Below are 21,986 nucleotides of genomic sequence, written 5' to 3' on the forward strand. Positions count from 1 at the left end.
AGAATTTCATGAGGGCATCAGGACTCAACTGGCAGGGGTTGATGGAACAACTTCATCAGGCCCTTCCTTACGCCGAGGTGACGGACTCGTCCCTGGCTTACTTCAAGTACCCGGCCCGCACCGTCAGCCTGAACCTGCCGGTTCGCATGGACGACGGGACGGTTCGCGTGTTCAAGGGCTACCGCTGCGTGCACAGCACCGCGCGTGGTCCCAGCATGGGCGGCCTGCGCCTGAAAGCGGGCCTGAACGCCCACGAATGCGAGGTGCTGGCCGCCATCATGACGCTCAAGGCGGCGGTGGCCGACCTGCCGCTGGGCGGCGCGAAAGGTGGCATCGACGTCGACCCCGCGACCCTCAGCCCGCACGAACTGGAGGGCGTGACGCGCCGCTACGCCGCCGGGCTGGTCGAATTGATCGGCAAGCAGCAGGACATCCTGGCGCCGGACGTGGGCAGTGACCAGCAGATCATGGCCTGGACGCTCGATGCCTACAGCGAGATGGTCGGTGAAACCGAGAACGGCGCGGTGGTGGGCAAGCCCATTCCGCTGGGCGGCAGTTACGGCAGCAAGGACGCCCGTGGCCGCACGGCGGCGCTGGTGGCCCAGCGCGTGCTGGAAGGCAGCGGACGCCGCCTGAACCGCGCCCCGGTGGCGGTGCACGGCTACGGCGAGGTGGGCCGCAAGGCCGCCCGCACCCTGGCCGAGGCCGGCGCCCTGGTGGTGGCGGTCAGTGACGCGCAGGGCGCCATCTACGACAGCGGCGGCCTCGATCTGGACGCGCTCGACGCGCACCGCCAGCAGCACGGGACGCTGGCGGGCGTCGGCACGCCCATCAGCCCCGACGAGCTGCTGGAACTGGACGTCGAGGTGCTGATGCTGGCCTACGATTACGGGGCCATCAATGCCGGTAACGCCCACGCCGTGCGCGCCCGCTACGTGGTGGAAGCCACCAACCGCGCCGTGCTGCCCGAAGCCGAACGCTTCCTCAAGGAGCAGGGCGTGCAGGTGCTGCCGGACCTGGTGGCCAGTATGGGCGGCCTGATCGTGAATTACCTGGAGTGGGTGCAGGATGCCAGTAACTTCTTCTGGACCGAAGAGGAGATCCTGAAGGCCATCGACGTGCGCGTCAATGCTGCGCTGGACGGCGTACTGGCCTTCATGCATGAGCGCCAGGTGGACATGCGCACCGCCGCTTACGCCGTGGCCCTGAATCGCCTGACGAACGCCACGACCATGCGCGGCGTGTACCCATAAGACCAGTCGCCGGCAAAGCTCTGAGCTCATCTGCCCTGCCGGCCACTCCAGCCCGACCGCCCACCAACCCTCCCAAGGAGTCCCCCATCATGACTGCCGAACCGATCAGCGGAAACAAAGTCGCTCACGAAATCCCCACCTACCTCGATCCCAACAACATCGGCCCTTACGAGATTTTTCTGGAACAGGTCGACCGCGTCACGCCATACCTGGGCAAGCTGGCCTACTGGACCGAAACCCTCAAGCGGCCCAAACGCATCCTGATCGTGGACGTGCCGGTGCACCTGGACGACGGCACGGTCGCGCACTTTGAGGGTTACCGCGTGCAGCACAACACCTCGCGCGGCCCGGCCAAGGGCGGCGTGCGTTACCACCAGGACGTGACCCTTTCCGAAGTGATGGCACTCTCGGCCTGGATGACGGTCAAGAACGCCGCCGTGAACCTCCCCTACGGCGGGGGCAAGGGCGGCATCCGCATCGACCCGCGCAAGTACAGCCAGGGCGAACTGGAACGCGTGACGCGCCGCTACACCAGCGAGATCGGCCTGATCATCGGGCCGGAAAAGGACATCCCGGCGCCGGACGTGAACACCGGCCCGCAGACCATGGCCTGGATGATGGACACCTACTCCATGAACGTGGGCCGCACCGCCACCGGCGTCGTGACCGGCAAACCCATCAGCCTGGGCGGTTCGCTGGGGCGCAGTGACGCCACCGGGCGCGGCGTGTTCGTGACCGGGGCCGAGGCCATGAAGAAGCTGAACATGCCCATGGAAGGCGCGCGCATCGCCGTGCAGGGCTTCGGCAACGTGGGCGAGGCCGCCGCCCGCATCTTCCACAACCACGGCGCGAAGATCGTGGCGATTCAGGACGTGACCGGAACCATTGCCAGCGAGCGCGGCATCGACCCGGCGCAGGCCCTGGCGCACCTGCGCACCACCGGCAAAATCACCGGCCTGGAAGGCACCGAGGAAATCCAGCGCGACGAATTCTGGAGCGTGGACTGCGACGTGATGGTTCCCGCCGCCCTGGAGAAGCAGATCACGCTGGCCAACGCCGACCAGATCAAGGCGAAACTGGTGGTGGAAGGCGCCAACGGCCCCACCATTCCCGCCGCCGACGACCTGCTGGCGCAGAAGGGCGTCACGGTGGTGCCGGACGTGCTGGCCAACGCCGGGGGCGTCACCGTCAGTTACTTCGAGTGGGTGCAGGACTTCTCCTCCTTCTTCTGGACCGAAGAGGAAATCAACAACCGCCTCGACCGCATCATGCGTGAAGCGTTCCTGAGCCTGTGGGACGTGAAGGAACGGCACAACGTGACGCTGCGCACCGCCGTGTACATCGTCTCGTGCACCCGCGTGCTGGAAGCCCGCGCCCTGCGTGGTCTGTACCCTTAAGCAACCAGATAACAAGAGGGCTGCCCGTGTGGTGGCCCTTTTTTATGGATCAGAAGAGGAAAATCAGAGGTGGCCCTCTCAGAGGCCCCGTGGAGCGATCATTAACCGTAGACCGGCTCCATTCCGAGCCGCGACCTCCTGGTTTTCAGGCTTTCTTTTGCCAGAATGCGGGTGATGTCTCGCGCCCTGTCCAGCCTGCTCGCCTACTTCACGCCGCTGGCCTCGGAGGTTCACCGTGACGCCGGGGGGGTGACGCTGCTGACGCCGGAGACGAACATTCTGGCGCTGAATGCGACTTACTGTGAGGCCAGCTGTCCGGCCCAGCCGCGTTCGCCCCTGCTGGTGGGGACGCAGGTGTTGCCGGGTCGGGATGTGGGTGGGCTGCGCGTGGGCGTCTACGAACCCCGGCCAGAGGACTCGAAGATCGTGGTCGAGCAGGTGTCGCGCCTGCAATTCGCCACCTGGGCGGGCGTGTTGGCGGAGGCGTACGATACACCGGCGTGGGCCGGGCCCATCGCCAGGCACCTGGGTCAGAAACTCGAAGGGGACATTCAGAGCGTGCTGCTATTGGCTTACGGCGCTTCAGAGACGCTGGGGGCGCTGCTCTGGCGCGAGGGGCAGGCGCACTTATGGGGCACCCTGGACGGCGCGGTGGACGTGCCGCTCTTGAACGCGGCGGCGGAACTCGCTTCCTCTCCCCTGCTGGTCAGTGTGCCAGATCAGTCGCGTGTCGCCGTACAGGAGGCGGAGATAGTGACTTTCACGCTGACCGGGCCATGACGGTCTGTCCGCCCTGTACCCGATCTCCCACGCCCACTTGCGGCAGGACGCTGAGGGGGAAATAGACGACCACCAGGCCGCCTTCGGGCAGAAACAGGGCCTTGTGACCGGCGCGGACGGTGTCGCCCTGGTTCAGGTAAGCCGTACCTTGCAGGCCCCGGCGCGAGCCGATGGCGGCCACATGAATGTCTCCTGCAAGTGTCTGGAAGGTCAGCATCAGGCGTTCGTTGGCCCGGGTGCCGGGCGCCCCCAGCAGGTCGACGGGCTGCCGGGCGGCCATTTGCAGCAGGTGTCTGCCGCCCAGGGGAAGCCGGCTGCCGGGAACATGCCGCACTGCCCTGACTTCACCTTCGGCGGGCGCAGAGGTGTACAGCACGTCCAGCGGGCTGACGAGCAGCCCCACCAGCCAGCCTTCTTGCGGCACCTCATCCCTGAACAGTTCGCTGACAGGCCAGTCGAGCTCCTCGGTATGTCCGTGCGAGGCTTGCCCCTGCACGACTTGCCCCCACTCAATGCGCCGCACGAAGGACACCAGGCCGTCGGCCGGGCACAAGAGTTCGCCGGGCCGGGGGTCACTGAAGCGCACCGGGTCGCGGTAACGGTGGACTTTGCGCAGATAAGCGGTGCCCGCTCCGGCAAGGGCAAGCAGGGCCAGACGGCGGGGGACTCTCATGTCCCCCAGTCTAGCCCTGCCCGGCGCTCCGGTGACTGCGCCTCCGGTTACTTCACGTAAATCTGCACGGAGTTCAGCACGTCCGCCTCCGCGCCGGAAATGGGCTGCTCCCCGAACGCCCCGGTCTGCGAGGTCTTGGTGAGGCTGTTCAGGGCGGCCATGCCGTCCACGACCTGCCCGAACACGGTGTACTGCCCGTCCAGGAAGTCGGCGGCGGCCAGCGTCAGGTAAAACTGGCTGCCCTGCGAATCCAGGCTGGCGGCGCGGGCCATGCCCAGCACGCCGGGGCGGTCGAATTTCAGCCCATTCCTGTTCTCGGCCATGAAGCGGTAGCCGGGCCCGCCGGTGCCCCATTCGGCCTTGCGGGCAGGATCGGCGCTGCCAGGATCGCCGCCCTGCGCCATGAACCCATCGATCACGCGGTGAAAGCGCGTGCCGTCGTAGAAGTGATTGAGGGCCAGGAACACGAAGTTGTTCACGGCGACCGGCGCGGCCTTGGCGTTCAGGTCGATGGTGATCGTGCCTTTGCTGGTGTTCATGACCGCGCGGTAGGACCTGGCGGGGTCGATGATCTGCGCGGCCTTATCGAACTGACGCACAGGCGCGGTGCTGAGCGGCGCCATGAGCGTGTACCCAGCGGGCGCGGCGGGCGCCCTGGCGGGAACGGGGGCTGGAGCGGGGACGACAGGGGCAGGTTGAGCAGGCGTTTTCGTGGTCTGGGCGGCCGGGGCGCACGAGAACAGCAGCAGTGTCACAGGAAGCAAACTCAGGCTTTTTTTCATGTGCTCAAGTATCCCACGCTGACATGAGGCGTGGGATCGACGAGACGCAGCGGCAAGTGAGTGGCAGACCAACTGCATCCCGCTCACGCCCACTTGATCAGTCCGGTCTCCAGCGGGTGACTGAGGCCGTCAATCTCCGGAATCATGCGCACGCCCAGCGAGTACAGGCCACTGTCGGCCAGCGGCACTTCGCCGCTGTAGACGTTGCCCTGCTGGTGCCGGAGGGGCACGCGGGTCTGGTGCTCGCCGCGCATCAGGACGGCCTCGACGTTCAGTTCTTCGGGGTTGATGCCGGCGGGGTTGACGTTGGCGGTCACGGTCACGGTCTGGCCGGGGTGGGCGGTGGTGGGCATATTGGCCTGCGCGCTGATCTGCGTGTAGGGCCACTGCTGGCGCACCCAGGTTTTCCACTCGGCGATCTGCCGGGCTTCCCTGGAGTGATCCTGGCTGACGCGGGCGGCCCGCTGCGCGATGGGCAGGTAGTACTGCTGCACGTAATCGATCACCTGTCGCTGCATCGAAAAGCGCGGGCTGACGGTCTCGATGCTGTCGCGGACAGTGTGCGCCCAGCTGGCCTCACCGGCAGCGCCGCCGTAGTAGCGCGGAACGATCTGGGTTTCCAGGGTGGAGTACAGACTGTAGGCGTCGGCGTCGTCCTGCACGTTCAGGTCGGCGTACTCGCGTTCCTCGCCGATGCTCCAGCCGTTGTCGCCGTCGTAGCCTTCGCGCCACCAGCCGTCCAGCACGCTGAAGTTGGGGCTGCCGTTGAAAGACGCCTTCATGCCACTGGTGCCGGAGGCTTCAAGCGGGCGGCGGGGGTTGTTGAGCCAGATGTCCACGCCCTGCACCAGGTGGCGCGCGACGTTCATGTCGTAGTTTTCCAGAATGACGATCTTGCCGCGGAATTCGGGCTCCTGACTGACGCGGAAGATCTCCTGAATCAGGGCCTTGCCGGGGTTGTCGGCGGGGTGGGCCTTGCCGGCGAACACGAATTGCACCGGGCGCTCAGGGTTGTTGACAATTTTGCTGAGGCGGGCCTTGTCGCGGAACAGCAGCGTGGCGCGTTTATAGGTGGCGAAGCGCCGGGCGAAGCCGATGGTCAGGGCGTTCTCGTCGAGCAGGGTGTCGGTGTGGGCGACGTCGGCGGCGCTGGCTCCGTTGCGCAGCAGCTGTTCTTTCATGCGTCCGCGCACGAAAGCGATCATCTGGCGCTTCATTTCGCGCTGCACGTCGCTGAGCTGCGTCTCGGTCAGGTTCTCGACGGCCTTCCACATCTCCTCGTCTTCCAGGCGCTGTGTCCAGCCTTGCGGCAGCACGGTGGAAAGCAGGTCGCGCATGGGCTGGCTGGTAAACGTCAGGTTGTGCGCGCCGTTGGTCACGTGCCCGATGGGGACTTCCTCGGGGTTGGCGCCCTCGTAGAGGAAGTTCCACATCTTGCGGCTGACTTCGCCGTGCAGTTCGGACACGCCGTTGGCGGCGCGGCTCATGCGCAGGGCGAACACGGTCATGGAAAAGGCCGGCACCACCTGACCGTCCCAGTTCTGGTCGTGGCGGGCCAGGGCGTACAGGTCGTCGCGGGTGGTGTTCAGCACGCCGGGCCAGCGGCCGATGTAGCGGTCCATCAGCTCGAAGGTAAAAGCGTCGTTGCCGGCAGCCACCGGTGTGTGCGTGGTGAAGAGGGTACTGCTGGCCGCCGTTTCCAGCGCGGTCTTGAAGTCCAGGCCCTGCGCCACGTACTCGCGCATACGTTCCAGGCTCATCAGGGCGGCGTGGCCCTCGTTCATGTGGTACACGCTGGCGGGAACGTTCAGGGCGCGCAGGGCGCGAATGCCCGCGACGCCCAGCAGGACGTACTGCTGCACCCGCAGTTCCTGGTTGCCGCCGTACAGGCGGGCGGTGAGCTTGCGGTCGTCCTCGGTGTTCTCGGGGAGGTTGGTGTCGAGCAGCAGCACCTGAATGCGGCCCACCTGGAGTTTCCAGACGCGCACCTGCACGTCGTGATCCCCGATCCAGACCTTGAGGCGCACTTCCTCACCGGCGCTGTTGAGGGCCACGGTGATGGGCAGGGTGGTCAGGTCGAGTTCATCGTAGGCCTCGTTCTGCCAGCCGTCCTTGTCGAACAGTTGCCGGAAGTAGCCCTGGTGAAACAGCAGGCCCACCGCCGTGAAGGGCAGGCCCAGGTCGGAGGCACTTTTGCAATGGTCGCCCGCCAGCACGCCCAGGCCGCCGGAGTAGATGGGCAGCGATTCGTGGTAGGCGTACTCCATGCTGAAGTAAGCCACCGGCTGCATGCTAGAGGCATTTTTGCTGACCCAGGTGTCCTTCTGGCACATGTAGGCATCGAAGTCGGCCATGACCTGCCGGTAACGCGCCAGGTAGGTGGGGTCGACGGCAGCCGAGTTCAGGCGCTCCTGCGAGACTTCCAGCAGGGTACGCACCGGGTTATGCTGGAAGCGCTCCCAAATTTCGGAATCGAGTTCCTGGTAGAGGCTCTGCGCGTGGGGCGTCCACGACCAGTACAGGTTGTAAGCCAGTTCGGAAAGCCGCGCAATCTCCGGTGGAAGTTGCGGCAGCACGGTGACTTTACCAATGATGTTCATCGTCAGGTAGCTTAGCGCAGCCGGTGAAATGGGGGGATGAGCTCATTTGCACAGTCCTTTTAGGACCACTTATCCGCCAAAATTGGTCGCTTAACTCCGGTTATGGAAGAGGTGAGGGCCGCTTGGCCCTTCTCCCCCTTTCGCCGGATGCAACTCTTCATGTTTTTATTGCGTAATAAGGGGCATGACTGATGGCAAACTCCAGCACCTGACCCCGCCCGAGTCCACCCTGCAAGCGCCGGAGGCCGTTCAGCCCGTGCGGGCGCAGGAAGCCCCGGAAATGGTGCCGCTGACCCCCGAGGAACAGACGCGCCTGGAACAGATGGCCCGCAGCTTCGCGCAGGACGTGCTGAGCGCCGGCACCAACAGCCCCGAGTTCCGGCGCAAACTCGACGCCGTGCACGACCTGGGCCTGCCCGAGCAGCGGGCCGCCGCCCAGAGCAGCAACCGCATGCTCGACCGGCCCCTGCGGGCCACCAAGATCGGCGCCCTGGCCGAGGGCAGCGATATCCTGAAGGGCCTGACCGACCTGCGCCGCACCGTGGAAGACCTCGACCCCAACCGCACGCCCACGCCGCGCCGTTTCTTCGGCATGCTGCCCGGCGCCAAGAAAGTGCAAAACGCCATGGACAAGTACCAGAGCGCCAACGCGCACCTGAACGGCATTCTGGAGAGCCTGTACCGCGGCCAGGACGAACTGCGCCGTGACAACGCCACCATCGAAACCGAGAAAGTTCACCTGTGGGACACCATGCAGAAGCTGCGGCAGTACGCGCACGTGGGCAAATCGGTGGACGCGGCGCTGACGGCGGAACTGGCGCAACTCCAGCAGACTGACCCGGAAAAAGCCCGTGTGGTCAGTGAGGAACTGCTGTTCGCGGTGCGCCAGCGCGTCACCGACATCCTGACGCAACTGGCGGTCAGCATTCAGGGCTACCTGGCACTCGACCTGGTGCGTCGCAACAACCTGGAACTGATCAAGGGCGTCGACCGCGCCACCACCACCACCGTCAGCGCCCTGAAAACGGCCCTGATGGTCAGCCAGGCGCTGGGCACCCAGCAGGCGGTGCTGGGGCAGGTGAACGCCGTGAACGAAACCACCGGCAAGATGATCTCCAGCACCGCGCAACTGCTGAACAAGCAGTCCACGCAGATTCAGCAGCAGGCCGGCAGCGCCACCGTCGACCCGCAGGTTATTCAGGCGGCCTTCCGCGAGGTGTACGGCGCACTGGACGCCATCAGCACCTACCGCGCCCAGGCGCTGGAACGCTTCAACGACACCATTCAGGTGCTCGACCGCGAAGTCGCGCAGGCCGAAACGTACCTCGACCGCGAACGGGAAAGCACCGCGCGCGAACTCGCGCAGAATGTGAAAGTCACGCAGGAAGGCGAACTGAAGCTGTAAGGGATGGGATTCAGCAGCATTTGAAGAGAGAACGTCAGTCACTCTGTGGAAAACCGGAGCGGCTGGCGTTTCCTGCTGGGCAATGACGTACAATGCGCCTCTCATGACCAATCCGACTGCCGTCGACCAGACGTTCGCCGCCACGCTTCTGGATGGTCGGGTGCGCTTTCTGGCGCGGGGGGCCACCTGCACGGTGTTCACCAATGGGGCGCGAGTGGTGCGCCTGTCTGACCCGGACCCCGCCAAAGCGTCGCGCTTCCGGGTGGATGCCCAGGTGCGGCGAAAACTGCATGCCCTGGGTGTGCCCACGCCGCTGACCGAGGACATGGGCGTGCTGCCGGACGGGCGGGCTTACAGCATCGAGGCGCTGATCCGCGGGGACGACCTGCCGCCCACCCCCGAGGGAGTCCGGCAGCTTTCAAGGGCGATCAAGGCGCTGCACACGCTGGAATGCTGCGGATTCGGCCTGCTGGAAGACCGGGCGGACAGTCTTTGCGGTTCGGGCCGGACGCCGGCCGAGGGGGTGCTTTCTCGCCTGCACCAGCCCTGGCCTTTCGCAGAGGGGCCACTCGCGGCCCAGCCGCTGGTGTGGGCCGCGCCGGACTTGCAAGGGGCGCTGGCGGCCCTCGAAGATGAGTTGCTGAGCCTGGCCGAACTGCCCACCTGCGTGTGTCACACCGACCTGCACCTCAACCAGTGGCTGTGGCGGCGGGGCGAACTGGTCGCCCTGCTGGATTTCGGGGACGCCAGCGTCGGCCCGGTGGCGTGGGACTGGGCCAGCCTGGCGTATTTTCACGGCTGGCCGCAGGCGACGGAACTGGCCGGTGCGCCACTGGGCCGGGAAGTGGCGCTGTTCGGGCTGCTGCTGGCCTTTCACCGCGCCAGTCGCGCGGCCAGAGACAACCACCCACAACGCACCGATGAAGCGGCTGCGTTTGCCCGTTCGTGCCTGGAACGCCTGGAAGATTCGCCCTGCTGACGACCTTGCGCTTGTGCAACGCCTGCCATAGCGCCCTGCACACTCCGGCATTGCTCCAAGAATTCTCCCGAAGAAAGCGCCGACCACCAGCGTATTGAAAGCCGGATCAGTCCCAGTCCCAGGTGCGCCAGTCGCTGGGCCTGGCCTAGCTTTTGCCGCTGCCTTTTTCCCTGTCGTGGCGGCCCGGCGCGGGGAACCAGGCGTACACCTGCGAGAGCGCGGCGTCCAGGCGCTCCAGCAGGCCTTCGCGGAGCTGCTCGGATTCCTTTTCGGTCACGTTCTCAAGTTCACGTTCCAGGCGTTCTTGCACCTGCTCCAGCAGGCGCAGGTAGGGCTCGCGGGCCTTGCGGGTGGCTCCCTTGCGCAGCGGCACGGGGTCGATGATGGGCGTGAAGCTGTCTACCGCGTCCTGTAGTTGTGCCTGGCGTCTGGCCAGGCGGGCAGCCCTGGTCTGCTCGGCGCGTTCACGGGCGTCGGCGGCTTTGGCCTGCGCGGCCAGAAAGGTGTCGTCGGATTCGGCCTCGTGCACGCGTTCTTCGCGGTACAGCTTGACCGGGGGCAGGCGCCGGCGGCCCATCTTCAGGCCGTTGGGGCGGGTGGAATCGTGCTCGCCCAGAAAGCGGCGAATCAGGGCCGGCGTCCAGCCCCGGTCTTTCAGATCCTGGGTGGCCAGGAACCCCGGCGGGTTGAGGGCCGTGCCCCGGTTCACCCCCCCGCCCTGTTCACGGGTGCCACTCGCGGCGCAGCAGGTCGAAACGCACGCTGTCGAAGCGCTGACCGCCCACCAGTCGGGCTTCGCGCACGCGGGCGCACTCGCGGAAGCCCAGGCGCAGGGCGGCGCGGATCATGCGCTCGTTGCCGCTCCAGGTGGTGAAGGTCAGGGTGTGCGCGTCGGTCCAGTCCAGCGTGTCCTGCACCCACAGTTTCAGGGCGCGGCCCCCTACACCGCCCCCCCAGTACGCCGGGTTGAAAATCAGGATGCCCAGGTCCCACCAGCCGCCCCCGCCCGGCTCCTCCTCGTCGCGGTTGACCATACCGACCACTATGCCGTTCACGTCGATCACCCGCTCGTCTGCTTCGGGGGGGGTCGCTTCCAGAAAGCGGAGATAAGCCTGCATGGTCTGGGTGGTCTGCTCGGCGGGCATGTAGGGAGAGTCCCAATGGCGCCACGCGGCCTGCGGGTCGGTGAGCCAGCGGGCCATTTCGGGAAGGTCGCCCGGTTGACGGTCACGCAGCACCACGGGCAGGGTCTTCAGGTCGGGCACGGCGCGAGTATGCCAGAACGGCAGGCGGCGTGCGCGGCCCCGTTAAAGTTCGGGCAAGGGCTGGCGCAGGCGCAGGTAGCGGTGCCCAGCCAGTTGCGTCTGCCCGGCGGCGGCAAACCCGTGCCGGACATAGAGGCGCTGCGCCGGGTTGCCTTCCTCGACCAGCAGGCCCAGCGGCAAGCCCTGCTGCCTGGCTTTCTCGGAACAGGCCCGCAGCAGGGCTGTTCCGACGCCCTGCCCGCGCACATCAGGCAGGGTGGCCAGGGTGTCCAGGTACAGTTCGCCGGGCAGGCCCTCACTGACGACCTGATCCGGCAGGCCGCGGGACTTCAGGAAGTCGCGGAATGGCTGGTCGAGGTGCACCGCGAACTCGCCGGGGTACAGCACCGCCAGGCCGGCGGGCCGACCATCAAGCTCGGCAATCAGCGTCTGCGTGAAACTGAGGCGGTGGCCGCGCAGCGGAAAAAACTGGGAAATGACGTGCGCGGCCTCGTCGTCGCTGGCGCTGCCGGTGAGGGCCTGGCCGATGGCCCCGATGGTCTGCTGGATCAGGGGCGCGGCGAAACCGGCGTCGAAAACCTGGGCGGGGCGAACGGTGACGGACACCCGCGCATTATGGCCGCTGGTGAAGAACAGTTGAAGACCGTCCGAGCCCCCGGCGAGCCGGCGCGGCTTACGGTGAGGCATGCCGCTGAAACCGAAGATCGACCAACCCAAATCCGAGGCCCGCCGCGTGGGGTTCGCCCTGGTGGGCATCGGGAAACTGACCGCCGAGCAACTCATTCCGGCAGCGCGCACCAGTGAGGACGCCTACGTGGCGGCGCTGGTGACCAGTGAGGAGGACAAGGGCGAGGCGTTTGCCCGCGCCTTCGACCTGACCGACCAGGACGTCTACAGTTACGACGAATTCGAGCAGCTGGGCGAGCGGGAGGATGTGGAAGCGGTGTATATCGTGCTGCCCAACTCCCTGCACCGCGAGTACGTGGAACGCGCCGCGAAGATGGGCAAGCACGTGCTGTGCGAGAAACCGCTGGGCGTGAACGCCGAGGACGCGCAGGCGATGGTGGACGCCTGCCGCGAAGCCGGCGTGAAACTCATGACCGCCTACCGCTGCCAGTACACCCCGCACCACTGGGCCGCGCGGGACGCCGTGCAGGGCGGCAGACTCGGGGACGTGAAGGTGCTCGACAGCATTCACGTGCAGGTCGAGGAAGACCCGACCGCCTGGCGCCTGAAAAAGGAGTACGCGGGCGGCGGCCCCCTGCCGGACATCGGCCTGTACAGCCTGAACATCCTGCGCTTCGTGCTGGGCCAGGAACCCGAATGGGTATTCGCGCAGCAGCACCAGCCCAAGAACGACCCGCGGTTCAGGGAGGTCGAGGAGTCCGTCAGTTTCATGCTGGGCTTCCCGGATGGCGTGATGGCCAACGCCCTGACCAGTTACGACGCCTTCAAGACCACCAGCCTGCGCGTCATGGGCAACAAGGGGTCACTGCTGATGGACCCGGCCTTTCCTTACGAGGGCCTGAAGCTCACGGTTTCCGACGAGCGGGGCGAGACGACGCCCAGTTTCCCCCACTACGACCAGTTCGGGCTGGAATTCGACCATTTTGCGCAGTGCATTCGTCGGGACAAGACCCCCTGGACGCCCGGCGAGGAGGGCGTGCAGGATCATGTGATCATGGACGCCCTCTACCAGAGTGCGCGCTCAGGACAGGTCGTCAAATTGCCGAAACCGCAAAAGAAACGGGACGCCTTCCGGGGTGAAAAACCCAGACTGCCTGGGCAGGGGAAGTAAGCTGTTGCCGTCCAAACCGCCAGGGCCGCCAGTCATGACCACCGCCCCAAGGCTGGAGGCCCCCACCCCGGGAGCCTCGCCGACGTGACCCACCCCGCATTTGGCTTCCTGTTTTGCAGTACACTGGGTGGCTGTGACGCGCCAGGCCACCCCTTGAACTTCAGTGGGAATTTCACCGGGCCACCGCGTTGCCCGGAGGAACTTTGAGTTACTGGCGCAATCAACTGAAACCGCTGCTGGACGCCGAGACGGGCACCCTCTTCAAACAGGCCCCGGTGCGCGTGACGCTGGCCTTTCCCAACCGCTACAGCGTGGGCATGGCCTCGCTGGGCTACCAGGTCATCTACCGCATGTTTAACCAGGAGGACGGGGTGGCGTGCGAGCGGGCCTTCCTGCCGGATGACGTGGAAGCCTTCGAGAAGGCGGGACAGGCCCTGCCGACGGTCGAGTCCGGGCGGGCGGCAGGCGACTGCGAACTCTTTGCCATCAGCGTCAGTTTCGAGCTTGACCTGACCAACATCATCCGGCTGCTGGACGTGGCCGGCATGCGCCCGTTACGCGAAGAGCGCGACGACACCGACCCACTGGTGATGATCGGCGGGCCGTTCACCAGTTCCAACCCTTATCCCCTGACGCCGTTTGCGGACGTGATCATCATCGGGGACGGCGAGCAGATCGTGCCGGTGGTCAGCGAGGCGCTGCGCGAGTCGGCCACCCGCGAGGAATTTTACGATCTGGTGGACGGAATGCCGGGCATTTTCCTGCCCTCGCGCCATACCCACGAGCCGCACTGGGCCACCGCTCCCAAGGAACTGCTGCCGGCCTACAGCCAGATCGTCACGCCGCACAGCGAACTGAGCAACATGTTCCTGGTCGAAGCGCAGCGCGGCTGCCCGCGCCCCTGCACTTTCTGCCTGGCCCGCACCATGTACGGCCCCAACCGCAATAACCAGGCCCAGGAACTGCTGGACGTGATTCCCGAGTGGGTGGAGAAAGTGGGCCTGGTGGGCGCGGCGCTGTCGGACTTTCCGCACACCAAGTTCGTGGGCCGCACCCTGACCGAGCGCGGAATCAAGCTGGGCGTCAGCTCCATCCGCGCCGACACGGTGGACGAGGAACTGGCCGAGATCCTGAAAGCAGGCGGCCTGCGCACCTTTACGGTGGCGTCCGACGCGCCGAGTGAACGCCTGCGCCGCTGGCTGAAGAAAGGCATCACCACCGAGGACTTGCTGAAAACCGCGCACATCAGCCGCGACCTGGGCTTCAGCGGCCTCAAGGTCTATATGATGACCGGCCTGGGGCCCGAAACGGACGACGACATCACCGAGCTGATCGCCTTTACCAAAGAGTTGGCGAAGATCAACCGCATCGCGCTGGGGATTTCTCCGTTTGTGCCCAAGCGCCATACGCCGCACTTCGCCGACCCCTTCGCGGGGGTGCAGACCATCGAGAAGCGCCTGAAACGCATCCAGAAGGAACTGCGCACCACCGCCGAGCTGCGCAACGTGTCAGCGAAGTGGGCCTGGGTGGAGTCGGTGATCGCGCGGGGCGGCCCGGAAGTCGGCCTGGCGGCGTACCAGATTTACCGCAACGAGAGCATCGGGGCGTGGAAAAAGGCACTGGAGGAAGTCGGCTGGACGGACGAGTTCGAGGCGAATGTTCCCAGCATTGGCCTGCCGCCCGGCCAGTACGAGTCGAGGGAAGTCAGCGCCCACGCCCAGGGCCTGGCGGTCTAAACCCACTTCATCACGACAACCTGCAATCAGGCGGACGCCCACCCGGCGTTCGCAACTTTTTGGCCCGAAATCCCGTACAGAACACCAAGGGAGGAAACATGCCGGACAGAAAGGTGCAGGTGCAGTCCCGCGCCAGCGTGACGCTGCAGGTGCTGGGATTCGGGCTGGGGTGGGGGCTGCTGGGCAGTGTGCTGGCCGCCGGGGCCGGGTATGCCCTGGGGACGCGAACTTTAGCCGCCGCGCTGGACGGGCTGACGTGGGGAACCTGGGCGCTGTTGGGGGTGGCGCTACTGCTCACCTTCGGGCTGGGCACAGGTCAGTTCAATGAGCGGTCTTACGGTGCGATTTACAGTAGGGCCACCGAGGTGCAGGAAAAACCCCTGCCCTGGAATGCCGTTTTGATTTCCTGGCTGGCCTCTGCCTGTTGTGCTGCTGTCCTGCTGATCGCGCGGGTTTTCCTCGCCACTTGACCCCGGAGAGTGGTGAGCCGACGACAACAGAGAAGGAAACTGCAGCGCTATTCTGGCTGTGCAAGAATCGGATGAAGCCGGCCTGACTCGGCTACCCTGGATGACAGGAAAAAACAGCCGCGACAGCGCCCGTCAGGCGAACAGCGGCCCCAAATCGGTCAGGCGTCCGGTGGGGCGCAGGCTGTGAAACTGGTGGCTGCCGAACACTTCCTGAAAGCGAGCGGGCGTCAGGGTGCGGGGCTGCCCACTCGGGCCGGTGGCTTCGATGACCTCACCGCGCGCCGTGAAGTGGTACAGGCCCTGATCGGTGACGCGCTGCCTTTTTCCCTGGCCGTGCGTGAGGCAGGCCACGGCACTGAACTCCTGCCCGCCGCGGCCCCGCAGGAAGGCTAGGAGTTCAGCGGTACCCAGGTGGGCGTCAGGAGACAACCGTACCCGCACCGTTCAGGGCTTCGCTGACGGGCTTCCCGGCGCGGGCGTCCCCGAAGATCACGCGGCGCACTCCGCCCCGAACCGCTTCGGCGGCCCCCAGCACTTTTTTCTTCATGCGGTCTTGCGCGAACTCCAGGTAACGTTCAACGTCATCGGCGGGAATCTCGCGGATCAGGCTGCTTTCGTCGGGGTAGTGGCGCAGCAGGCCCGGCACGTTGGAGAGCAGCAGCAGCGCCTCGGCCCTGAGCGCCACGGCCAGCGCGGCGGCGGCGCGGTCACCGTCCACGTTGATGGCCACGCCCTCGTAACTGCTGGCGGGGGGCGTCAGCACCGGCAGGTAACCGGCCGAGAGCAGCAACTCGATCAGGCCGGTGTTCACCTTCTCCACGGTGCCGGTGTGGTCGCCGCGCAGCACCTTCACCTTGCCGTTCTCCACCGCCCGCACGCTGTCCTTGTGTTTGCCTTCAAAAATTCGCCCGTCCAGCCCGCTCAGGCCCACCGCGTTCACGCCCAGGCGTTGCAGGCGCTCCACGATGCCCTTGTTCATCTTGCCGCAGTACACCATCTCGAAAATTTCCAGCGTCTCGCGGTCGGTGAAGCGGCTGGTGTAGCCGCTGGGACTGGTCACGAACTTCGGCGGGTGGCCCAGCGCCTCGGCCACGCGGTTCGTCTCGCCGCTGCCGCCGTGCACCAGAATCAGTCGCTCGCCGGCCTGGTGGCGCCCGGCGATATCCGCGCACACCGCGTCGTAGTCAATCCCCGCACTTCCGCCCACCTTCACCACAATCATGACCGCCATGCTAGCGGAAAAAAGAGCGTGGAGCGCAGCGCGTGGAAGGCGGAAAAAGCTGGAGTGGGCCGGTTTTCCCGGTGTCCGGACGTCAGCTCCAGCCTGAAGCGCCGGCCATCCGCTATGGTTGAACCATGGTCACGGTCGTTTCTCATCCCCTGGTGCAGCACAAGCTCTCGATCATGCGTGACGAACGCACCGGAGTCAAGGAATTCCGCGAATTGGCGGGCGAATTGAGCCTGCTGCTGGCTTACGAGGCCATGCGCGACCTGGAAACCGAACCGCTGCGCCTGCGCACCCCCATTCAGGAGGGGGACTTCCCGGTGCTGAGCGGGCGCAAACTGGCGCTGGTGGCCATTTTGCGGGCGGGCCTGATCATGGCCGAGTCGATGGTCACCCTCGTTCCTGCCGCGAAAGTCGGGCACATCGGCCTGTACCGTGATCCTGAGACGCTGCAACCTGTCGCGTACTACAACAAACTGCCCAGCGACATCGCCGAGCGACGCGTGTTCCTGACCGACCCCATGCTGGCGACCGGCGGCAGTGCCAGCGTCGCCATTCAGAGCCTCAAGGATGCCGGGGCCACCAGCATTAAACTCATGAGCATCCTGGCCGCGCCCGAGGGCATCGCCGTGATCGAGCGCGATCATCCGGATGTGGGCATCGTGGTGGCTGCCGTCGACGAGCAGCTGAACGACCACGGCTACATCGTGCCGGGACTGGGGGACGCCGGCGACCGGATTTACGGCACGAAGTAAGCGAACTGCAAAAAGAAGTCCGCTTCCGGCCATTCGCCGGGGGCCTTTGCGTTACCCTGACGCCGTGACCAACTTGCCTGAAGTTTCCGCCGGGGCGCTCGTAATGGTGGACATTCCCGGCCCGGTGCTGGACGCCGACACTGCCGCGCATCTGAAACGCTGGGGCATTCGCAGCGTGTGCCTGTTCGGAAAGAACGTGGAGTCGCCGCAGCAGTTGCGGCAACTCTGCGTCGATCTGCGTGAAGTGATGGGTTCGCACGCGCTGATCGCGCTGGACCACGAGGGAGGCGCGATCATTCGCCCGACCTTCTGGCCCTTCGTGCCCAGCGCCATGAGCCTGGGCGCGGCCGACGACGTGAACCTGACCGAGGAGATGAACGCGGTGCTGGCGCGGCAACTGCGCTCGGTGGGCATCAACTGGAATTTCGCTCCGGTGCTGGACGTGAACGTGAACCCGGCCAACCCGGTGATCGGCGAGCGGGCCTTCGGGGCGGACGCGGCGCTGGTCAGTCGGCACGGAGCGGCGGCCCTGCGCGGGCATCACCGGGAAGGCGTGGCCGCGTGCGTGAAGCACTTTCCAGGTCACGGCGACACCGCGCTGGACAGCCACCACGACCTGCCGCAGGTGGCGAAAACCCGCGCCGAACTGGAGCGCGGCGAGTTGCGGCCCTTCCGCGAGAACCTGCCGCTGACGCCCGCGGTGATGACCGCCCACATCGTTTACCCGGCGTTCGATGCCGCGCATCCGGCGACCCTCTCGCCCGCCGTGCTCGGGGGCCTGCTGCGGGAAGAGTGGGGCTACGGCGGCGTGATCGTGACCGACAGCATGGGCATGAAAGCCATCGACGACCACTACGGGCGCGGCGAGGCGGGCGTCCTGGCGCTGAGGGCCGGCGCCGACCTGGTGATGGCGCTGGGCCGCCTTGAAGCGCAGGAGGCGACCCTGCAGGCCATCCAGGCTGCGCTGCCCACGCTGGACGTGCAGGCCAGCGTACAGCGGCTGGAGAACCTGGCGCAGCGTTATCCGTCGGTTCCGGATGCAGTGGTGGATACAGCAGCTGACACCGCCGCCTGCGTGGATGCCTGGGCACGCGGCCTGACCGCTTACCGCGATCCTGTGGCCCCCGCGCCCGGTTCAGAAGTGGTGCTGGTGGCCCACCGCACCCCGCAGCGCGAAACGGTCAGCGAGGCCGCCGCCGATGCCGACACCCTGGCGCGGGAACTGGGCCAGGTGTACGACGTGCAGCTGGTGGCCTTCGAGCAACCGGAGGACATCGACTGGCCGGGCCTGAAAGCGTGGGGCCGGCCAGTCATTCTGGCGACCACCTTCCGCCACCGCCAGCCCGCCTTCAGGGACGTGGCGCCTGACCTGCACCTGGCGCTGTACAACCCTTACGCCGTGCTGGACGTGGACGCGCCGGCCGTCATCACCTACGGCTTTCGCCCCGAGGCCAGAACGGCCCTGCTGGACTGGCTCAGGGGCCACCGAACCCTGGCCGGTCAGCGGCCCTTCTGAGCTCCAGCCTTCTGAGTCCTGGCAGGTTTACTTCTCCCAGGGCCAGGGGCCGGGCGCGGCCGCGATGCCCAGCGCGCGCGGGCCGGTGTGAATGTTCAGCACCGGGTTCACCGGGGCCTGGCCGTCCCAGAGGAGGGGGTGATGGGCCGCCACCAGTTCACGGGCCACGTCGGCGTCCTGCTGAATGTTGCCGTAGAGGAATCCCACACGCAGGGGCGTGCCCTCGCCGTACTTCCGGGTGATCTGCGCGACCACGGCCTCGATGGCGGCGCGGTAACTGCGGGCGCGGCCCACGTTCTCGTAGGTGCCGGTGGTCTTGTCCACGTGAATGACCGGTTTCAGGTTCAGCAGGCCCCCCAGGGTGGCCGCCACCCGCCCGATGCGGCCACCCCGGCGCAGGTACTCCAGCGTGTCGATGGTGAAGTAAAGCTCGGTTTCGTCGGCCACCTGCTTGATCCACTGCAGGGCCGTCTCGAGGCTCTCGCCGCGTTCGGCGGCGGTCTGCGCGGCGTGCACCTGAAAAGCCTGCGCGGCGCTGAGGGTGCGCGAGTCGTGAATGGTCAGTTTCCCTGGAAAGAGGCGGCGGCTCTGCTCGGCGGAATTGAGGCTGCCGCTGAGCCCGCTGCTGATGGTCACCGCCAGGACGTTGCGCTGAGCAGCCTGCTCGTAGGCCTGCAACCAGTCCTGCGGGGTGGGCTGGGCGCTGGTGGGGTGCGGGCCGCCCGCCTCCAGACGGCGGTACAGTTCCGTGCGCGCGATGTCGTGCGTGCGGAACGATTCGCTGCCGAAAATGACCGAGAAGGGTGCGACCGGGACGTTGTTCTTCAGGCCGGTGTAGGCGTCGAGGCCACCGTCGGTGACCACGGCAAACTGGGGGGCGGTCATTTGATCTCCTGTGCATTCATCTGCTCGATCAGTTTCAGGGCGGCGGTGTGGTCTTCCCCAGCCCCGATGGCGGTGGCGGCGGCGCGGAAAAGGGCTGCCGTCTGGGCCAGCAGCGGGGTGCTTCCCCCCACCCCATTCACGACATCCACGGCGATGCCGCAGTCCTTGGCGAGCAGGCCCAGCGCGAAGGTGCAGGGGAACTCGCGCGTGACCACGCGCTGCGGAATCAGGTTCTGGCTGGCGTTGCTGCGCCCGCTGCTGGCGTTGATGACCTCCAGCGCGGCGCTGACGTTCACGTCATGGCGGGCCAGCGCGGCCAGGCCCTCGCCGGCCGCCCACAGGTTCACGGCCAGCAGAACGTTGTTGATGGCTTTCACCGCGAAGCCCGCGCCGGTATCGCCCACATGCACGGCCTTTCCGGCAAATGCCAGGTGGGGCCGCACAGCCTCGACCTCCCCGGCGGGGCCGCCCAGCATCACCGTCAATGTTCCAGCCTCCGCGCCGCCGGTGCCGCCGCTGACCGGGGCATCCAGGAAGCTCACGCCCCGCTCGGCCAGCTGCGCCTGCTGGCGACGGGCAGCGTCCGGATGACCGCTGGTGCAGTCCACCCAGATCAGGCCGCGTTTCAGGTGGGGGGTCAGCTGCGCCATGACCTCGTCCACCTCGGCGCTGGTGGGCAGGCAGGTAAAGAGCAGGTCGGCCTGGGCAATTTCGGGCAGGCTGGCGGCCACTGTGCCGTACTGCGCGGCGTGGGCCTCGCTTTTGCCGGACGTGCGGTTCCAGACCAGGGCAGCCCCCCCCTGCTGCTGGGCCTGCCGCGCCAGGTGAGCGGCCATGGGAAAGCCCATTGCGCCTAATCCGATGAATGCAGTGGTCGTCATGCTGTCAGGCTAGGGCATGACCACCCGCCACAGTCTCAAACTGAACCGGGTTTAAGTTTTCCGGGCCCCGGCGCCCAGAGCAGGTCTCCGAATTCCGTCAGACGTGGAAGGGCGCCCTGAATCGCTCTATTCTTCGTCCTGTCGTCTGAATTCACTCGCTTTGGTCGGACAAAAGGCACTTCGTTCTTTTGTCAAATACTTTAAGCTCAGCGCTGCGCGTCGATGACGATCTGGCCGTCGCGCAGGAAAGCCCGTTCGGCGCGTTCGTTGCCTTCCATTTTCTTCATGTTGCTGTTGCCTTCCGGCGAGCGGGCCAGCGCGTCGCCGATGCGAATCTGCGGGCTGGCAATGGGCCGCCCCCACACGATGGCATGCTCGTGCCCGCCGAAGCCGGCGTGCGCCAGGCCGCGCAGGGCTCCCGTGACGATCACGTCGCCTTTGGCCACCAGTTCTGCGCCGGGGTTCACGTCTCCCAGCACTACCACGCTGCCCTGGTAATCGCCGCGAAAACCGGCCCGCACGGTGTGCGGAATGATCACGGTCTGCTCTTCGGGAAGGGCGGCAGGCTCCGGTTCCGCCGGGCTGCTCCCGGCATTCACGGTGACACGTGGAGCCCGCACGCGCCCCAGCGTGCCGCCGCTCGCCCGCACCTCGTTCATGGCGACTTCCAGCGCCCCCGGGTGGGTGTCCCCGCTGATTTCGATGGTCACGCTGTCCGACAGCCGCTCGGCCTGAAGGGTCAGGGCACGCTTGACGCTGGCGGGCGTGTCGCCCGGTTCCAGCAGGATATTCAGGCCACCGAACGTGCCGCGAAGCTTCATGAAGGCATGCTAACAAAATCATGCGCCGACACTGCAACGCCGGGCGACACACGAAAAGGGCCAGGCGAGCTGCCGCCTGGCCCCCAAAAGCCGCGTTCAGTCGTCCTGTTTTTTCGGCAGCGTGGTGTAGATGCCCACGTCCGAGGGGTTGGCTGCCGCGATCAGGCGCATCACCTCGGCCTCGTCCGGTTCGCCGACCAGACGCGTGAAATCCCCCGGGCTGAGCACCGTTTCCTTGATGACCAGCCCGTGCGTGTCGGCCCACAGCGCCAGGTCGCGCAGGGCCAGCACCCCCGATTCCCCGAACTGCGGCCCGAAGGCCGGGGCGGTCAACTCCGCCGCGTGGCCCGGCACACGAATCAGCGCGGCGTACTGCGCCTGATCCCGCCGCCCGTGCTGATCGGTGATCATGATCAACTGCCCCCCAGCCACCTTTTCACTGGTGAACACCTCCTGAACGGCTTGTAACGTGTCGAACGGCGCTCCGGGAACGCCCAGCGGCTCATCAATCTTCATGGCGTCAGTGTAGCGACTTATCCGCCTGCCGTTGGTTTCGTTCTTCCCCAGAAAAACGCCAGCGGGAGAACTCCACGTTCGGGAAACTTGTGGCTCCTGTTCGCTCTGCTTTGCAGCTTTGCAAGTCCGCTCGACCCTTCCCAGTGACTGCATCACGGAGGGTTCGGAATGCTTATGACCCGCCGGAAAAGCAGGAAAGGGTCAAGGGGGGTCGTGAAAAGCTCTCTGTCAAACGCGTGGGGCGGGCAA

Annotated in this window: 22 protein-coding genes; 10 read left to right on the forward strand and 12 right to left on the reverse strand. The window is 66.3% G+C overall.

Annotated elements, in window-relative coordinates; genetic code table 11:
* Window positions 1-8: 8 nt before the first annotated feature.
* From E5Z01_RS01090 to E5Z01_RS01100, 3 genes are all read left to right on the forward strand, one after another.
* Window positions 9-1,253, forward strand: coding sequence for a Glu/Leu/Phe/Val family dehydrogenase (locus tag E5Z01_RS01090; protein ID WP_119761821.1), 1,245 nt, complete (start codon window positions 9-11; stop codon window positions 1,251-1,253).
* Between the two features lie 89 nt (window positions 1,254-1,342).
* On the forward strand, window positions 1,343-2,650 hold the full coding sequence (locus tag E5Z01_RS01095) for a Glu/Leu/Phe/Val family dehydrogenase (protein ID WP_135227675.1): 1,308 nt from the start codon (window positions 1,343-1,345) through the stop codon (window positions 2,648-2,650).
* A 174-nt stretch (window positions 2,651-2,824) separates the two neighbouring features.
* Window positions 2,825-3,430: a hypothetical protein gene (locus tag E5Z01_RS01100; protein WP_135227676.1), complete on the forward strand. Its 606-nt coding sequence runs from the start codon at window positions 2,825-2,827 to the stop codon at window positions 3,428-3,430.
* On the opposite strand, the gene E5Z01_RS01105 is transcribed toward E5Z01_RS01100, so the two are convergent.
* The 3 genes from E5Z01_RS01105 to glgP form a co-directional block, all read right to left on the reverse strand.
* A complete protein-coding gene (locus tag E5Z01_RS01105; RefSeq protein ID WP_135227677.1) occupies window positions 3,411-4,103 on the reverse strand; it encodes a phosphatidylserine decarboxylase in 693 nt (230 codons plus the stop codon). The genes E5Z01_RS01100 and E5Z01_RS01105 overlap by 20 nt on opposite strands.
* Window positions 4,104-4,150: 47 nt before the next feature.
* On the reverse strand, window positions 4,151-4,885 hold the full coding sequence (locus E5Z01_RS01110; RefSeq protein WP_135227678.1) for a peptidylprolyl isomerase: 735 nt from the start codon (window positions 4,883-4,885) through the stop codon (window positions 4,151-4,153).
* Window positions 4,886-4,968: 83 nt separating this feature from the next.
* Window positions 4,969-7,485, reverse strand: coding sequence for an alpha-glucan family phosphorylase (gene glgP / locus E5Z01_RS01115; protein WP_135227679.1), 2,517 nt, complete (start codon window positions 7,483-7,485; stop codon window positions 4,969-4,971).
* 184 nt (window positions 7,486-7,669) lie between these two features.
* On the opposite strand from glgP, the gene E5Z01_RS01120 reads away from it, so the two are divergent.
* Together E5Z01_RS01120 and E5Z01_RS01125 are read left to right on the forward strand one after the other, a co-directional pair.
* Window positions 7,670-8,890, forward strand: coding sequence for a toxic anion resistance protein (locus E5Z01_RS01120; RefSeq protein WP_119761833.1), 1,221 nt, complete (start codon window positions 7,670-7,672; stop codon window positions 8,888-8,890).
* 103 nt (window positions 8,891-8,993) lie between these two features.
* Window positions 8,994-9,869 (forward strand): phosphotransferase family protein, encoded by an 876-nt coding sequence (locus E5Z01_RS01125; protein WP_167757701.1) that lies wholly within the window; start codon window positions 8,994-8,996, stop codon window positions 9,867-9,869.
* A 145-nt stretch (window positions 9,870-10,014) separates the two neighbouring features.
* Here E5Z01_RS01125 and E5Z01_RS01130 read toward each other — a convergent pair whose 3' ends face one another.
* Genes E5Z01_RS01130 through E5Z01_RS01140 form a run of 3 tightly spaced genes read right to left on the reverse strand, consistent with a single transcriptional unit; the run spans window position 10,015 to window position 11,740 of the window.
* Window positions 10,015-10,578: a hypothetical protein gene (locus E5Z01_RS01130; RefSeq protein WP_135227681.1), complete on the reverse strand. Its 564-nt coding sequence runs from the start codon at window positions 10,576-10,578 to the stop codon at window positions 10,015-10,017.
* Between the two features lie 13 nt (window positions 10,579-10,591).
* A complete protein-coding gene (locus tag E5Z01_RS01135; protein WP_135227682.1) occupies window positions 10,592-11,134 on the reverse strand; it encodes a GNAT family N-acetyltransferase in 543 nt (180 codons plus the stop codon).
* Window positions 11,135-11,176: 42 nt separating this feature from the next.
* Window positions 11,177-11,740, reverse strand: coding sequence for a GNAT family N-acetyltransferase (locus tag E5Z01_RS01140; RefSeq protein WP_135227683.1), 564 nt, complete (start codon window positions 11,738-11,740; stop codon window positions 11,177-11,179).
* A 79-nt stretch (window positions 11,741-11,819) separates the two neighbouring features.
* On the opposite strand from E5Z01_RS01140, the gene E5Z01_RS01145 reads away from it, so the two are divergent.
* The 3 genes from E5Z01_RS01145 (at window position 11,820) to E5Z01_RS01155 (ending at window position 15,138) form a co-directional block, all read left to right on the forward strand.
* Complete coding sequence (locus E5Z01_RS01145) at window positions 11,820-12,932, forward strand: Gfo/Idh/MocA family protein (RefSeq protein WP_135227684.1); 1,113 nt, start codon at window positions 11,820-11,822, stop codon at window positions 12,930-12,932.
* Window positions 12,933-13,135: 203 nt separating this feature from the next.
* Window positions 13,136-14,668, forward strand: coding sequence for a B12-binding domain-containing radical SAM protein (locus E5Z01_RS01150; RefSeq protein ID WP_119761844.1), 1,533 nt, complete (start codon window positions 13,136-13,138; stop codon window positions 14,666-14,668).
* Between the two features lie 98 nt (window positions 14,669-14,766).
* Window positions 14,767-15,138, forward strand: a complete 372-nt coding sequence (locus tag E5Z01_RS01155; RefSeq protein ID WP_135227685.1) for a hypothetical protein — start codon at window positions 14,767-14,769, stop codon at window positions 15,136-15,138.
* Between the two features lie 132 nt (window positions 15,139-15,270).
* Here the strand turns inward: E5Z01_RS01155 and E5Z01_RS01160 are convergent, their stop codons facing one another.
* Both E5Z01_RS01160 and E5Z01_RS01165 read right to left on the reverse strand, forming a co-directional pair.
* On the reverse strand, window positions 15,271-15,567 hold the full coding sequence (locus tag E5Z01_RS01160; protein ID WP_240738117.1) for a hypothetical protein: 297 nt from the start codon (window positions 15,565-15,567) through the stop codon (window positions 15,271-15,273).
* Window positions 15,557-16,360, reverse strand: a complete 804-nt coding sequence (locus tag E5Z01_RS01165) for a [LysW]-aminoadipate kinase (protein WP_135227686.1) — start codon at window positions 16,358-16,360, stop codon at window positions 15,557-15,559. Before E5Z01_RS01165 ends, E5Z01_RS01160 begins: the two co-directional genes overlap by 11 nt.
* 134 nt (window positions 16,361-16,494) lie before the next feature.
* On the opposite strand from E5Z01_RS01165, the gene upp reads away from it, so the two are divergent.
* Both upp and E5Z01_RS01175 read left to right on the forward strand, forming a co-directional pair.
* Window positions 16,495-17,118 carry a uracil phosphoribosyltransferase gene (upp, locus tag E5Z01_RS01170; protein WP_135227687.1) on the forward strand — a complete coding sequence of 208 codons (624 nt, stop codon included), beginning with the start codon at window positions 16,495-16,497 and terminating at the stop codon, window positions 17,116-17,118.
* Between the two features lie 64 nt (window positions 17,119-17,182).
* Entirely contained in the window at window positions 17,183-18,634 is a 1,452-nt protein-coding gene (locus E5Z01_RS01175; RefSeq protein ID WP_338069120.1) for a glycoside hydrolase family 3 protein, read from the forward strand.
* A gap of 27 nt (window positions 18,635-18,661) precedes the next feature.
* On the opposite strand, the gene E5Z01_RS01180 is transcribed toward E5Z01_RS01175, so the two are convergent.
* From E5Z01_RS01180 to E5Z01_RS01195, 4 genes are all read right to left on the reverse strand, one after another.
* Window positions 18,662-19,519 carry a DegV family protein gene (locus E5Z01_RS01180; RefSeq protein ID WP_135227688.1) on the reverse strand — a complete coding sequence of 286 codons (858 nt, stop codon included), beginning with the start codon at window positions 19,517-19,519 and terminating at the stop codon, window positions 18,662-18,664.
* Window positions 19,516-20,400, reverse strand: coding sequence for an NAD(P)-dependent oxidoreductase (locus tag E5Z01_RS01185; RefSeq protein ID WP_135227689.1), 885 nt, complete (start codon window positions 20,398-20,400; stop codon window positions 19,516-19,518). The genes E5Z01_RS01180 and E5Z01_RS01185 overlap by 4 nt, the downstream gene beginning before the upstream one ends.
* A 206-nt stretch (window positions 20,401-20,606) precedes the next feature.
* A complete protein-coding gene (locus E5Z01_RS01190) occupies window positions 20,607-21,221 on the reverse strand; it encodes a septum site-determining protein MinC (protein WP_135227690.1) in 615 nt (204 codons plus the stop codon).
* 96 nt (window positions 21,222-21,317) lie between these two features.
* On the reverse strand, window positions 21,318-21,737 hold the full coding sequence (locus E5Z01_RS01195) for a DUF3197 domain-containing protein (RefSeq protein ID WP_135227691.1): 420 nt from the start codon (window positions 21,735-21,737) through the stop codon (window positions 21,318-21,320).
* Between the last annotated feature and the right edge of the window lie 249 nt (window positions 21,738-21,986).

Source organism: Deinococcus fonticola, assembly GCF_004634215.1.
Classification (GTDB): domain Bacteria; phylum Deinococcota; class Deinococci; order Deinococcales; family Deinococcaceae; genus Deinococcus; species Deinococcus fonticola.

What these genes read in the sequence shown, in the direction of transcription:
- E5Z01_RS01090 (WP_119761821.1), top strand. Translation starts at nt 9, where the DNA reads ATGAGGGCATCAGGACTCAACTGGCAGGGGTTGATGGAACAACTTCAT.
- E5Z01_RS01095 (WP_135227675.1), top strand. Translation starts at nt 1,343, where the DNA reads ATGACTGCCGAACCGATCAGCGGAAACAAAGTCGCTCACGAAATCCCC.
- E5Z01_RS01100 (WP_135227676.1), top strand. Translation starts at nt 2,825, where the DNA reads ATGTCTCGCGCCCTGTCCAGCCTGCTCGCCTACTTCACGCCGCTGGCC.
- E5Z01_RS01105 (WP_135227677.1), bottom strand. Translation starts at nt 4,103, where the DNA reads ATGAGAGTCCCCCGCCGTCTGGCCCTGCTTGCCCTTGCCGGAGCGGGC.
- E5Z01_RS01110 (WP_135227678.1), bottom strand. Translation starts at nt 4,885, where the DNA reads ATGAAAAAAAGCCTGAGTTTGCTTCCTGTGACACTGCTGCTGTTCTCG.
- glgP (WP_135227679.1), bottom strand. Translation starts at nt 7,485, where the DNA reads ATGAACATCATTGGTAAAGTCACCGTGCTGCCGCAACTTCCACCGGAG.
- E5Z01_RS01120 (WP_119761833.1), top strand. Translation starts at nt 7,670, where the DNA reads ATGACTGATGGCAAACTCCAGCACCTGACCCCGCCCGAGTCCACCCTG.
- E5Z01_RS01125 (WP_167757701.1), top strand. Translation starts at nt 8,994, where the DNA reads ATGACCAATCCGACTGCCGTCGACCAGACGTTCGCCGCCACGCTTCTG.
- E5Z01_RS01145 (WP_135227684.1), top strand. Translation starts at nt 11,820, where the DNA reads ATGCCGCTGAAACCGAAGATCGACCAACCCAAATCCGAGGCCCGCCGC.
- E5Z01_RS01155 (WP_135227685.1), top strand. Translation starts at nt 14,767, where the DNA reads ATGCCGGACAGAAAGGTGCAGGTGCAGTCCCGCGCCAGCGTGACGCTG.
- E5Z01_RS01165 (WP_135227686.1), bottom strand. Translation starts at nt 16,360, where the DNA reads ATGATTGTGGTGAAGGTGGGCGGAAGTGCGGGGATTGACTACGACGCG.
- upp (WP_135227687.1), top strand. Translation starts at nt 16,495, where the DNA reads ATGGTCACGGTCGTTTCTCATCCCCTGGTGCAGCACAAGCTCTCGATC.
- E5Z01_RS01180 (WP_135227688.1), bottom strand. Translation starts at nt 19,519, where the DNA reads ATGACCGCCCCCCAGTTTGCCGTGGTCACCGACGGTGGCCTCGACGCC.
- E5Z01_RS01185 (WP_135227689.1), bottom strand. Translation starts at nt 20,400, where the DNA reads ATGACGACCACTGCATTCATCGGATTAGGCGCAATGGGCTTTCCCATG.
- E5Z01_RS01190 (WP_135227690.1), bottom strand. Translation starts at nt 21,221, where the DNA reads ATGAAGCTTCGCGGCACGTTCGGTGGCCTGAATATCCTGCTGGAACCG.
- E5Z01_RS01195 (WP_135227691.1), bottom strand. Translation starts at nt 21,737, where the DNA reads ATGAAGATTGATGAGCCGCTGGGCGTTCCCGGAGCGCCGTTCGACACG.